11 protein-coding genes are annotated in these 13,186 nt (G+C 54.3%); 6 read left to right on the forward strand and 5 right to left on the reverse strand.

Annotated features, from left to right (window positions below):
* Positions 1 to 201 precede the first annotated feature (201 nt).
* Together ACN0VD_RS16470 and ACN0VD_RS16475 are read left to right on the forward strand one after the other, a co-directional pair.
* A complete protein-coding gene (locus tag ACN0VD_RS16470) occupies positions 202 to 1,701 on the forward strand; it encodes a lipopolysaccharide biosynthesis protein (protein WP_417596245.1) in 1,500 nt (499 codons plus the stop codon).
* Between the two features lie 117 nt (positions 1,702 to 1,818).
* Positions 1,819 to 2,622, forward strand: a complete 804-nt coding sequence (locus tag ACN0VD_RS16475) for a sugar phosphate isomerase/epimerase family protein (RefSeq protein WP_417596246.1) — start codon at positions 1,819 to 1,821, stop codon at positions 2,620 to 2,622.
* Positions 2,623 to 2,782: 160 nt separating this feature from the next.
* Here ACN0VD_RS16475 and ACN0VD_RS16480 read toward each other — a convergent pair whose 3' ends face one another.
* Positions 2,783 to 3,211 (reverse strand): CBS domain-containing protein, encoded by a 429-nt coding sequence (locus ACN0VD_RS16480; RefSeq protein ID WP_417596248.1) that lies wholly within the window; start codon positions 3,209 to 3,211, stop codon positions 2,783 to 2,785.
* A 197-nt stretch (positions 3,212 to 3,408) separates the two neighbouring features.
* Here ACN0VD_RS16480 and ACN0VD_RS16485 point away from each other — a divergent pair, with 197 nt between their 5' ends.
* Positions 3,409 to 3,633, forward strand: a complete 225-nt coding sequence (locus ACN0VD_RS16485; RefSeq protein WP_417596250.1) for a hypothetical protein — start codon at positions 3,409 to 3,411, stop codon at positions 3,631 to 3,633.
* A gap of 22 nt (positions 3,634 to 3,655) precedes the next feature.
* Positions 3,656 to 4,042 (forward strand): acyl-CoA thioesterase, encoded by a 387-nt coding sequence (locus ACN0VD_RS16490; RefSeq protein ID WP_417596263.1) that lies wholly within the window; start codon positions 3,656 to 3,658, stop codon positions 4,040 to 4,042.
* 11 nt (positions 4,043 to 4,053) lie between these two features.
* Here ACN0VD_RS16490 and ACN0VD_RS16495 read toward each other — a convergent pair whose 3' ends face one another.
* The 3 genes from ACN0VD_RS16495 to ACN0VD_RS16505 form a co-directional block, all read right to left on the reverse strand.
* Positions 4,054 to 5,631, reverse strand: a complete 1,578-nt coding sequence (locus tag ACN0VD_RS16495; RefSeq protein ID WP_417596251.1) for a DUF4139 domain-containing protein — start codon at positions 5,629 to 5,631, stop codon at positions 4,054 to 4,056.
* Between the two features lie 14 nt (positions 5,632 to 5,645).
* Entirely contained in the window at positions 5,646 to 7,031 is a 1,386-nt protein-coding gene (locus ACN0VD_RS16500) for a DUF4139 domain-containing protein (protein ID WP_417596253.1), read from the reverse strand.
* Between the two features lie 61 nt (positions 7,032 to 7,092).
* The gene (locus ACN0VD_RS16505; protein ID WP_417596255.1) at positions 7,093 to 8,667 is read right to left on the reverse strand and encodes a DUF389 domain-containing protein; all 1,575 of its coding nucleotides are present in this window, start codon (positions 8,665 to 8,667) and stop codon (positions 7,093 to 7,095) included.
* Positions 8,668 to 8,816: 149 nt separating this feature from the next.
* Between ACN0VD_RS16505 and ACN0VD_RS16510 the strand changes: the two genes are divergently transcribed.
* A complete protein-coding gene (locus ACN0VD_RS16510; RefSeq protein ID WP_417596257.1) occupies positions 8,817 to 9,455 on the forward strand; it encodes a TetR/AcrR family transcriptional regulator in 639 nt (212 codons plus the stop codon).
* A 176-nt stretch (positions 9,456 to 9,631) separates the two neighbouring features.
* Here ACN0VD_RS16510 and acnA read toward each other — a convergent pair whose 3' ends face one another.
* Positions 9,632 to 12,313 carry an aconitate hydratase AcnA gene (acnA, locus tag ACN0VD_RS16515; RefSeq protein WP_417596259.1) on the reverse strand — a complete coding sequence of 894 codons (2,682 nt, stop codon included), beginning with the start codon at positions 12,311 to 12,313 and terminating at the stop codon, positions 9,632 to 9,634.
* A gap of 346 nt (positions 12,314 to 12,659) precedes the next feature.
* Here acnA and ACN0VD_RS16520 point away from each other — a divergent pair, with 346 nt between their 5' ends.
* A complete protein-coding gene (locus ACN0VD_RS16520; RefSeq protein WP_417596261.1) occupies positions 12,660 to 13,148 on the forward strand; it encodes a TIGR04141 family sporadically distributed protein in 489 nt (162 codons plus the stop codon).
* Positions 13,149 to 13,186: the final 38 nt, after the last annotated feature.

The following is a 13,186-nucleotide window of genomic DNA, read 5'->3' on the forward strand; positions in this document are numbered from 1 at the left end:
TTACTAATTTCGACGATCAACAAAACCGGGCCCATACGAGCCACCGCATGCTGATGAAACGTCCTCTAGATGGATGGCCCATTCTGGTCAACATAGTTTTTCACTTTTGTTTCAAAAATATTTGCACTTTATGTTTATGACCGGGCTTCCAGGGAGAAAACGGCATCAATCCGTCGAATCCAGCGTAAGGATACCGCACCATTGGACAATGATAGTAATTTTGGGAACCGGGTAAGAAACGCAGTTTTCTGGCGTTCCGGCACACAGATATTGTCGCAGATAATCTCCTGGGGAGCAACTCTGGCAGTGATCCGGTTGCTCAACCCGGGGGACTATGGCATTTTTGCGATGACGCAGGTCATTCTCGTTTTTCTGAGTTTTATGAATGGATACGGGCTGGCCAGTTCGATCATTCAGGCCGAAAAAGTGGAACCGATCCGGATTCGCCAGGCCTTCGGGATGCTTTTACTGCTAAATGCCGGCATTGCGATCCTTCAGTTGATTCTCGCGTCTTTCGCTGCCGAATATTATCGCCAACCGATAATTGCGGATTTGCTGAGAGTCCAAGCGCTTATCTATCTGGCGACTCCATTCATGGTATTGCCAGAGGCGCTGATGACACGCGAACTGGAATTCAAGAAGCCTGCAATCATCAATCTTATCTCTGCAGTGGTCGGCGCGGTCACAGCCCTGTATTTTGCCTATAACGGCTATGGCGTGTGGACTCTGGTCTATGCGCCTCTGGCAATATTCTGGAGCCGCGCGATCTGCCTTGTCATAGCCGTCAAATTCTACATCCTGCCGACCTTCAACTTCAAAGGCGCTGGCGCCATGTTCGGATTCGGAGCTACGCTGCTGGCCAGCCATTTGTTCTGGACCATCCAGAGCCAGTCCGACATTTTCATTGCCGGCCGTTATCTTGATCCGCATGATCTCGGCCTTTATGCAGAGGCGTTATTCCTCACGACAATTTTTGCTGCAAAATTTGTTCCGCCTCTGAACGAAGTCGCCTTCCCTGCCTATTCGCGCCTGCAATCTGATCCGCGCGCGCTGGCATGGTCTTTCCTGAAGGCAATCCGTCTGATCATGCTGATCTCATGCCCGCTATATCTGGGCATGGCCGTAACCGCCTATCCACTGGTGGAAACATTGTTCGGCCCCAAATGGACTGAAATGTCTCCCTTTGTCGCAATACTCGCGCTTGCAATGCCGGTCATGACGTTACAGATTTTGTTCACACCGGCAAACAACGCGCTGGGTCGCCCCCAAGTCACCGCTCGGACCAATATGTTTGGCGCCATCCTGATGCCGGTCACATTTTTGATCGCAATCCAATATGGCGTTTACGGTCTCGCCTGGGGCTGGGTGATCGCATTTCCCATCCTCACGATTTTCACCTTTTGGCAATCCCGCCGCCATATCGGAATTACCGCATGGGACGTGGCCAAAGCCGTTTGGCCGGGACTCTCGGCTTCGATCGCCATGGCAGCCATTGTCTTTGTCGCGGATCAGATATTGCCAGAGATGATTGTCTATGCACGTCTGGCATTGCTGGTCGCCACCGGAGGGCTCGCCTATATAGGCCTGCTATATATTCTTGCCAAACCGACGCTAATGGAGGTGATCCGGCTGGTCGTCCGGCGCAAACCGCCGGAACCAAAACCGGCGGATATGAGGTCGCAGACTTTAGAAGCCGAATGATCCCATATTGCCAGCGAGTCCGATCATGCGAGACGAAATGCTGATAACGGGATCGCGGACTTCCCCCTCATAATAATGGCTGTTGTCTGAACGACATCGGACGCACAGTCTGCCCTTATGGATCATATTCTATCACTCGCTGCCGGGACATTGCCGGAATTCCAGCCAGATCAGATCGCGGATGCAGCCGGTCAGGCGGGATTCAACCATTGCGGATTTACGATTGATCCGGACCAATGGGATGCCACCTCTTTAAACGCTACCAGGACAGCAATCGCGCGATATGATCTATCCATTCTTGATGTCGAGGTGATATGGATTCCCGAGGGCGGCAAGTTGGCAGAACAACATAAAATGATCATCGATGCGGGATTGGAGCTTGGAGCTGCCAATGTCCTGATGGTCAGCGCAGAACCGGATAAAGATCGAACAGCAGAGGCCATCCATCAGCTTTGTGATTGGGCTGCACCAGGGAATATGCGCGTGGCACTCGAGTTTCTGATGATAACAGCGGTCCGCAACATGGCCGATGCTCTTGATATCATCGACCGTGCAGATCACGCCGCTGCTGCATTGCTGATTGATATAATCCACTTTCAACGCGCCGGGCACCATGTAGAAGATCTCAAAGATGTGGATCCCAACCTGCTGCCCTATACTCAGGTCTGCGACGGCCATCTCGCCTGTGACAACAATTTCGAAGCCTATCTCACCGATGCCGTGGATTTGAGAAGCATGCCCGGTGAGGGGGAGCTCCCCGTCAGCGATATCCTGCACGGCTTACCCGATGGTATCCCGCTCAGTCTTGAGATACGATCTAAGGCCTGTCGCGATCAATATCCTGATCCGGTTGAACGGGCCAGAGCGATACGCTCCGCCGCTCTCGCTTTTTTCGAACAATCCGGTATCTCGACCACATGACGATATATGATGAGGCTGAACAGGAGTGTCATCACGCCAATCAGTATCGACGCCCGCGTCGCCAGTGAGCGCTATACGCTCCCGTTGAACATATCGCCGTTTGTCTTCCAGACCAATCGATCGGTTGATCAGGACCCTATTTATTGCCCCGCGAGGCGCGTCAGGCAGATTGAATATAGTCTCGCATTGCCGCCGCTTCGCTTTCAATCTTGTCGATCCGGTATTTGACAAGATCGCCAATCGATACAAAACCGATCAGCTTGTCATCTTCTACGACCGGCAAATGGCGAATCCGCCTTTTCGTCATCAAAGACAGCGCACCCATGACACTTTTGGTTCGTTCGACGAAAATCACATCGGATGTCATCACATCGCGCACGACATGATCCAACGCAGCTCGCCCATATTTCCGAAGACAATGCAGCACATCACGTTCGGAAAATATACCTGCCACTCCTTCTCCATCGAGCACAGGAAGAGCACCGATTCGTTTTTCTGCCAGTATCTCGACCGCCTGCGAAACCGACATATCTGCAGTACAACTATGTATTTCGGCGCTGCGTCCCTGCAAAATTGTATGAATGGTCATCGTCCATCTCCTCGATCCTGATTCTGATTTTCACACATCTATAACATATTTTTGAATCTGATTGGACTTGATGGTAACAGGAAACGCGCCCAATGCACTGGAAACCTATGGAGTCCCCTTTGTCCCGACCTTCCCGCCTTGATGATCCCCTGTACGCAACCGTCGCCTGGGCGCGATATTGGCGGCTGATTCGTGGCATGGCGCTGTTCGCCCTATTGTGCGTCGCCATCACCCTGGCCATTCTTTTTTATCTTCATGGCTGGGTTTCGATTCATTTATATATAGCCACGGCGGCAGGTATCGTCTTCGCTTTGATGCTGACCGCTGCGTTGATGGGACTGGTATTTCTATCGAGCGGGAGCGGACATGATGAATCAATCGACGATCCGGTCTCCCGAGAGGTCCAACACGATGGGGAATGATGATCTGACCGCACTGACGAAAATGCAACCGGTGTTGCGCGTTGCACCACAGCCACGCGATCTAAATAATAACGGCCATATATTTGGCGGCTGGGTATTGTCGCAAATGGACATTGCTGGTGGAATCATGGCGGCAAGAGTGGCGCGCGGATCGACCGCCACTGTCGCGATCGAAGCCATGGAGTTTATCGCGCCTATCCTGTCCCGTGATTTGATTTCGGTCTATGCCCGGGTGGAACGGATCGGTCGCACCTCGGTCGCGATCCGGCTCGACGTGATTGCCTCACGCAATCTAGCGGAAGAACAGGTGCCGGTGACCAGCGGATTGTTCACGTTCGTGGCGCTCGACGAAAACCATCATCCCCGAATCATCCCGGAAGAATCAAAGCAGAAATATCTGCAACAGTAGGGTGCCCGTCGTCAGCGCAATTGGATCGCATAAGAGAGCTTCGCTTCCCCATTGGCCGGAACTGTCACCCGCCATGTGGGAATACCGTCAATAACGTCAATGCCCTTTGGCCGACCCGATATGTCGGACGGAATTTCCATTTCGAAGCTGATCGGATGATTACGGGCATTGGTCACTACAGCGCGCCAGTTTTCCTTGTGTCTGGAACGTTTCACCTGAATCACCGACAATCGCACGTCAGGTGAACTGCCGACTTCCACCTCTACTTCATTATTTATTGCCCGATCTGGCAAAGCCCCTTCTCCGGCCAGAAGCGGTCCGACAATACTATTCTCGAAAACCGCAACTTTACCCGCCGGAAGCGGCACACCGAGACCATTTACGGCATCATTCCTGCTTCGTAAAATATAGCTGATTGGTGCGCTATCTTCACTATAATTGCCGGCATTCGCGACGAAAATGCGTTCGTAAGTCACACCCGACTGGACGATCATTGCAACCTGTTTCTGCCCCTTGGCATTAACCGATACCCGTTCGGGTACGCGGTATAGCTTGAGATCACCGAGATCTTGCTGTTCCGCCACTACCGCCGCAACCGGCGACGCCATATCCATCATTTTTTCACTACGCCGCGTCGCAGTGACCGTGATTTCTGCCCCTTCGCCTTCAAATATCATCGGGGCGTAAACGGGCGCCGGAGGTGGAAATGACATATATCCCTGATTATAGGGTACCTGATGGGTACGCTGCATCGGCCAGCACCGGATTATCAGCGCGCCGCCGGTCGGACGCACCTGGTTACCACGTCGCTCGCGGTTGGGTTCGCCGGCAACCACCATCATATTGGCATTTTCGAAACTCTGGTTGCCGCCATTGGCTACGGTCAGCCAAGCGAACAGGTCCAGCTTTGCCTTCTCATCAGCTTCTCGCTGTTTGACCGTTGCGATATAATTGGCCTGCCAGTCAAAGCCAGAAGCCAAATAGGTCAGCGTCAGTTTCGCGGTCACTGCCTGCTGCGAGGTCGTGAGAATAGACAGCGTCGGTTTTGCAGACAGACCTGCAGGAACTTCCGAAAAAATCATCCGTTCCGGAAGGCCGGTACAATGCAAGGCCTCATATCCTTCATCGCTTTCAAAAATCACGCCCCCGTCAGGCCCGGCAGTGATGAATACATTTTGCGTACGAGAGGCTCCGGTGGCCTTGTCGGTGCGGGTTATGGAAACTTCCCGCTTGAGATAGGCATCAACCAAGCCTTGCGGCGACAAAAGCCGGGCATCCCGGTTCTTTTCGCTGACCCCGTTGGGCAAGCCCGTCACTATCGCGCTTTCCGGAAACATGCCTTCCGATACGCCTTCAAAACGGACCATCGCGTCCCCCGCCGGGAGGTTCACAATACGGGTTTCGGTGATCAGCGCATAGCCTTGCGGCCAATCGACATTAATCGCTTCGTCACCGCGTTCGGGCGCACGATAAATGGTGATCGACACATCTGTGGGTTCGTCGGAGACGACCAGCTGCTGCGCGGCAAGCGGATTGACCCGCGAACATAACGCCAATGCCAAAAAGGCCAGGAGCCGGAAGACGGTCATGCTGTTCGCGCCGATCAGTAACGGCTGTCGAAAGTCGCGGTCACCGTCACGCTACCATTGGCAGGTACGTTGAGACGCCATTCCACCTTGTCGGCCGACACCCGTTCGCTGACATGGCTTTCCTGTTCGATACGGACATCCCCCCATAATCCTGACTGGGACAGGTCGACCGTCGCTGCTTCAGGGCGGGCATTGGTAACCTCGTAGCGCATCTTGGTCCGCCAGCGACTGGACGAACGCCGGGTTCGTTCTTCGACCACCGTCTTGACCTTGACATCAAAAGCTTCACCGGTGCGGATCGACATGGACGACCCCATCGGGGTTGCCTCGATCTGGCTTTCGCCGATGAATTGTGGATCGCCCCGCTTGTCACGCATATAGACGCGCATGATCCCGGATGGTAGCTGGTCGCCCAGACCGCCTGCGCGTGAAGTCGAAAATTTTAACACCGAATTGGCGCTGGTTGCCTCACGGGTACCTAGCCAACCATTGGTAAATTCATAGACTTTGCGAGCTGGAGCAGCAGTTACGTCCAAAAAACTGACCTGCTTTTGCTGGGCATTGGCAACTGTGGTTCGCTCGGTGAGCGGATAGAGATAATAATCTCCCAGCCGTTCCCGGTCACCGGATTCGGTTCCAGCGCTGTCGATCGTACCAGTCGGCCATCGCGGATAACTGTTCCGTCCTCCACCCGTGTTGGGACTTCCAGCGACCAGCAGAACATTGGCATTGCGATAATCGGTGCCACTATTGTTGGTCAACGTCACCCATCCCTGCACATCGATCGTCTGCTTTGCATCATCAAACATGGTCACATAATCAGCTTTCCAGCCGAGGCCGGGCGTGAGATAACTCAATGTCGTGGGCACTCTCCCTCCGGTAGATTCCATGGTTATCGACAGCGTCGGTCGCGCCCTCAGATTCGGCGGCACACGGTCGAAAATTACCCTTACCGGAAGACCGTCATCGCGCAGCACTTCAATCGTGTTGCCGATCTTCATAACCACACCACCGTTCGCCGCGAGGATTTCGGCCCGCACCCGGGATTCCGCACCGGTCGCGGGATTAGTCCGGATCAGCGTGACCGTCTGCCCAACCGCCTTTTCCATAAGCTTGGCCGGGGTGAGCAGGTCAAAGTCAAAATTTTGCTCAACAATACCGACACCGGACCCGGACAGCGTCACGGTTTCCGCCCGAATTTGGGCCGAGACATCTGGAAATTGCTGCTTGCTACGCCCCTTTGGGAGATTCAGATTGCGGACATCCTGCACCAACGCCTGATTATTATTATAGATTGTAACCGAGACATCGCCTTGCGCCGAAACCTCCGATGTTGACTGGCTGATCGCCGGGGAAGCCATCGTCGCCAGCAATAATCCAGTGAAAGCAAAATGCCGCATATTTTTTCTCCCCTATTGAGACTCGACGCTAACCTATTGAAAATTAACAGGGCCTAAATGACTATTGCTGCAAGCTTGTGCTTTCTGCCGGAGCCGCCCATCGCAAACTTATGCCGCCATCCGGAGCAGCCGCTTCTGTTTCCTGCGCAACCGTGACATTCCGGGCCTGCAAAATTCCCTTGGCGACAGCCATGCCTTCAGCCGATCCGGTTATCCCCAATGGCAAGTTTAGCCGTTCCGACGCCCAGACTATCAACTCCAGATCGGCACTCGATGTCGAGGCTAGCGCACCGTCCGTAATTGTCAATTCCGGCAGGGCAACAGTTGGAGGTTGCAACTTGATATTCCAGTCTTTCGCTTTTGCAGCGACACGTCGTTCGAGCGTATAATATGAGGCCAACGACGCACCCGGAAGCGGCTTTGCAATCACCAGCGCCCGTCGTTTTGCTGTATCCAGCGTCACCTCGTCGACCGAGACCCCAGCGATCAAGGCAAGGTTTTCGCGCAGTCTGGCCAACTGAATTTCAGCCTCCTGCGCCTGCGCTTGCGCGCCTGCGGCAGCCAATTCGGCCGCGTGCGCCTCGGCGCCGGATTCCACCTTAAACTGCGTTATTTTTACGACAACCGACCGCCCCACTGTGCGGCTGATAACGCGTGTGCTTTGTTCATTGGCATCGGCGAGAATTTTTGGGGTAAAAACCGTCGCATTCACCACGATCGGCTGGGCATCAAAATCAATCTCTATTTTTGACACGCTTGCGCTACTGCCAAATTGGTCCTTGATATAGCCATTGGCTGAGCGCGAAACATTGACTTCCCATGCAATTTGCCGGAGCGACAGTCCAAGCGGGATCGCAAGTGCGACGAACACAACAGCCATGATAGCGACCTGCACCTGCGATTGCCGTTCGGAAAGATGCGAGCGGAAACCATAGAGCCGCGCCATCCCCGTTGCGGTCAGGGCAATCGTCATCAGGTTGGTGAAAAACAGAAGTAGCGATCCCCCGAAAACAGACCAGTTTAACGTCGCCAGCCCGAAACCGACAACCGCCAGTGGCGGCATCAGGGCGGTGGCAATAGCAACACCAACAATCGTGCCCATTCGCCCCCGGATCATTGCATAGGCGCCAGCCAATGCCGAAAAAAGGGCTACCGCGAGGTCAAACAGATTGGGTCGTGTACGGGATGCGATTTCGGCCGTGACCATCTGCAGCGGTGACATGGTCACCACCAGGCCTGCGAATAATATCGAGATTATCGTGCCCAACAGAATGGCTTTTCCACTTTCCTTCAGCCACACAGAATCGCCAACCGCCAAAGCAAAGCCGGCACCCATGATCGGGCCCATTAATGGTGATAGCAACATCGCGCCGATCACTACTGCCGGAGATGAAAGCAACAAGCCGAGTATCGCGATGCCGGCCGACATTGAGGTCATAAATGCGAAATGCGGCGTAAAACCACTGTCCTCGCGAACCTTATTGATTACCGCCTGCTGATTGACATCAGCGCGAACGGCGACACGCCACCACCGACGGAATAGGCGAATACTGCCCGTGACCGGAGCAAATGCGCCGAAACCCTGTTTCGACTTTGGTGTTTCCGGACTTGGATTATTGGCCTGGTCGTCTTGCATAGCAAATCTTTAGCGGCCCAAAACGATCACGAACAGACAAACATTTCAGCAAAATGCAATTGATAAGTGAAGGATTCCATCTTTTATCATGAAACCGTATTGCCTATATAGATCACGATGGCTATTTTGCCGTGCGAAGGAGCCCGTATATGCCCCGTCCCGAAACAGATATCGAAGCCACCCGGATCAAAATCATGGAAGCCGCCGACCGTCTGATTCAGGACCGAGGCGCAATCAGCTTCACTATGGCTGATCTCGCCACGGTAGTCGGAATGTCACCCTCCAACGTCTATCGCTTTTTTGAAAGCAAGGATGCGCTTGCCGAAGCGATGGCTGGTAAATGGTTCGCGGAATTGCAAGTAATCATGGAAACGCTGGTTTCCGCGGATATCCCGGTAGAAGAGAAACTCTATCAGTTTTTTGCCAATCGACTGGTCGTGAAACGCGCGCGATACGAGGATGATCCTGAACTATTTGAAGCCTATATGGATTTGGGTGACGAGCATTTCGAAGTGATCAAGGGCTATGTCGATCTTGCCGATCATTATATGGCTTCAATATTGGTCGAAGCGATGGAAAAAGGCTATTTCAAAGGCCTGGAACTCGATAGCATCGTGTCTCTGGTCAACACCATGATGCAGCCATTTTGCAATCCCAGGATCATGATGCAGATGATGCACGTGGCGACCGAAGAGCGGCTGCGGATTGTGGTCAACACCATATTGAATGGCCTGCGGGCCGACGAAGAGCCGGCGAAAGCCAAACTGGAATTGCATATTACCGGTTAGGCGTCTTTCGCCCGCCATTGTTTGATCCTGGCCGGCGGCGGCCAGGAATCCATTTCCGATAATGCCATCAGAAACTGCTGGAGTCGCCCGGCGGTCACCACCCCTCGCGCCATGTGGTGCAGCCGGGGCATGGCGTCTCTTCCACGCCCCGGCCATACATAATGTTTCGGCCGATGCTAGCCTGCCAGATTCCGCAGCACATAGTGCAGGATTCCGCCGTTCAGGAAATATTCCATCTCATTGGCGGTATCGATCCGGCACTGGGTCTTGAAGGTTGAGACCGTACCGTCAGCGCGGGTCATTTCGACTTCGACTTCCTGTAGCGGCTTCAGCGTGGCAACACCCTTGATGGTGAAGCTTTCGGTGCCGTCGAGGCTCAATGTCTCACGGTCAATGCCGTCGATGAATTGCAGCGGCAGCACACCCATTCCGACCAGATTGCTCCGGTGAATCCGCTCGTAGCTTTCGACGATCACAGCGCGAACCCCCAGCAAATTGGTGCCTTTCGCCGCCCAGTCGCGGGAAGAGCCGGTGCCATATTGCTCTCCGCCAATGACCACCAATGGCGTTCCGTCAGCTTTGTGTTTCATCGCGGCGTCGTAGATTGGCATGATCTGGCCGTTATATTTGGTGTAACCGCCTTCCTTGCCGTCGGCCATTTCGTTTTTGATTCTGATGTTGGCGAAGGTGCCGCGCATCATGACTTCGTGATTGCCGCGGCGACTTCCGTAACTGTTGAAATCTTGCTTGTTAACCTGATGATTTTTCAGATATTCTCCGGCAGGGCTGTCCTCCTTGATCGCGCCCGCTGGCGAGATATGGTCGGTGGTAATGCTGTCACCCAAGAGCGCCAAAGTCTTGGCCTCGATGATATCGCCGACCGGTGCCGGGGTCATTTCCATGCCTTCGAAGTAAGGCGGATTGGCCACATAAGTGCTGCCCGCGCGCCACTGATAGGTATCGCCACCGGCCACATCAATATCCTGCCACGCCGCGTCGCCCTTGTACACATCGGCATAGCGGCTCATGAACATCTCGCGATTGACCGCGCCGCCCATCGCCTCGTTGACCTCGTCATTGGTCGGCCAGATATCCTTGAGATAGACATCCTGCCCGTCGCTGCCCCGCCCGATCGGCGTTTCATACATATCCTCGCGGACCGTGCCTTTCAGCGCATAGGCGACCACCAGCGGCGGTGAGGCGAGATAATTGGCCTGCACGTCCTGCGATACGCGGCCCTCGAAATTGCGGTTGCCCGACAGCACCGAAGCAGCAACAATACCATTGTCGTTGATCGCCTTGCTGATCGGCGCCGGCAAAGGCCCGCTGTTGCCGATACAGGTGGTGCAGCCATAACCGACCAGATTGAAGCCGAGCGCGTCGAGATCATCCTGCAATCCCGCCTTGTTGAGATAGTCGGTCACGACCTGCGATCCCGGTGCCAGCGAACTCTTGACCCACGGCTTGCGCTGCAAACCGCGCTCGCGCGCTTTCTTCGCGACCAGCCCTGCGGCGATCAGCACGCTCGGGTTGGAGGTGTTGGTGCAAGAGGTGATCGCGGCAATCGCGACATCGCCATGGGCAAAGCCGTGGTCGCTGCCCTCGACGGCCACCCGCTCGCCGGTGTCCTTGACCCCGAACACCGCCTGCAGATCGCGGTTGAAGCTTTCGTCCAGCTCGCTCATCGAAACCCGCTGCTGCGGCAATTTCGGGCCGGAGAGCGACGGCACCACGCTGCCGATGTCCAGCTCCAGCGTGCGCGTGTAGATCGCGTCCTTGGTCGTCTCGTCATAGCGCCAGAAGCCCTGCTCCCGCGCATAGGCCTCGGTCAGCGCGATTTCGTCAGCGCTGCGCCCGGTCAGCTCGAGATATTCCAGCGTCTTTTCGTCGATCGGGAAATAGCCGCACGTCGCGCCATATTCCGGCGCCATATTGGCGATCGTCGCGCGATCAGCGAGCGACAGGTCCTTCAGGCCCGGTCCGTAAAATTCGACAAAGCGCCCGACCACGCCGACTTCGCGCAGCATCTGCACGCAGGTCAGCACCAGATCGGTTGCGGTAATGCCCTCGGCGAGCTTGCCGGTCAGCTTGAACCCGACCACTTCGGGGATCAGCATAGACACCGGCTGGCCCAGCATCGCGGCTTCCGCCTCGATCCCGCCGACGCCCCAGCCGAGCACGCCGAGACCGTTGATCATCGTGGTGTGGCTGTCGGTGCCGACGCAGGTGTCGGGATAGGCGACCAGATTGCCCTCGGCATCTTTCGACGACCAGACCGCTTTCGCGATATTTTCCAGATTGACCTGGTGGCAGATACCGGTTCCCGGCGGCACCACCTTGAAATTGTCAAACGCCTGCGAACCCCATTTGAGAAATTCGTAACGCTCCATATTGCGCTGATATTCCAGCGCCACGTTATTTTCAAAAGCCTGCGGCGTGCCGAATTCGTCGACCATCACCGAATGGTCGATGACCAGATGCACCGGCACCTGCGGGTTGATCTTCTGCGCGTCGCCGCCGAGCGCCTTGATCCCGTCGCGCATCGCCGCGAGATCGACCACCGCCGGCACGCCGGTAAAATCCTGCATCAGCACGCGGGCCGGGCGATATTGAATTTCCGCCGCGCTCTTGGCTTCCTTCTGCCAGTCGACCACCGCCTGCGCGTCCTTCGCGTCGACGGTAAAGCCGCCATCCTCGAACCGCAGCATATTCTCCAGCAGCACTTTGAGCGTGTAAGGCAGCTTGTCGATATTGCCGAGCTTTTCCGCCGCTTTCGCGAGCGAGTAATAAGCATAGTCGGTGCCGTTGACGGTCATCGTCGAGCGGGTGCCGAGTGTGTCTTTGCCGGTGGTTGTCATGGTGGAGTGTGGCCTTTCGTTTCTATTTTCTTGAAACCCACACTACGGGGAGTGCCTTGCCGGTTGGGGCGCTGGCGGAGGTGGGATTCGGTTGTTCGGGTGGGCTTTAGCGTAGGGGGGTTAAAGGCGCAACTAGGAGGGTGTCCCAGCTAACGGTTTAAGGCCGTTCGAAAATTGCATAGCTGAACGGGGCGCACAGTTGAGTAACGGTTGTTAAGACAATGATAGAAAGATAGAAGAATTAATAGTGAAGATTTTTATTCTTGAATAATCAAGGATATTGCAAATTTATTATCTTTTGTACATAAACGGCTTAATAGTGACCCAACATTAATCTGGGGTTATCATGGCAACCAACACCTTTAACCTCAACCTTGCTAAACCTGAAATAGAAGACTTTGATCAATTGTTATCTGAAAGCTCAATCGAAGCTTTAGCAAATCCAAACAGTGCCACTTTTGATGGCTTGGACATTGGTGACGGGGGGAAGCTATATATCATCGCCGGAAATCCACATTCTCCCCCGTGGATCCGGCGGCTCGAAACGGCCTTCGAGATTGATATAAACAAACTTACATTATCCGTATGCGGAATTTTGGCATTTCGGTCTTCAGATAGAATCTTTGCCTCGACATTTTCATATGGCTGGATGTACTTAAATGATCGTTCAATAATTAGAGATTTTGGCCTGAGAGTGGCCATAAATGCCCTAGACAATCAAAAACTGAAAAAGTTAGAGAGGACTAATTTAGCTGATGCATTGAGAGATTCCGCTTTATCTCCATTTCAAAGAGACTGTCCGTCGTCAGAACATTTGGCACAGATGGCTGCGTAAATTAGCGGAGCATCGGCCTCGTCTTATTGGTTGATATT

This window comes from Parasphingorhabdus sp. (assembly GCF_048267785.1).
GTDB lineage: Bacteria > Pseudomonadota > Alphaproteobacteria > Sphingomonadales > Sphingomonadaceae > Parasphingorhabdus.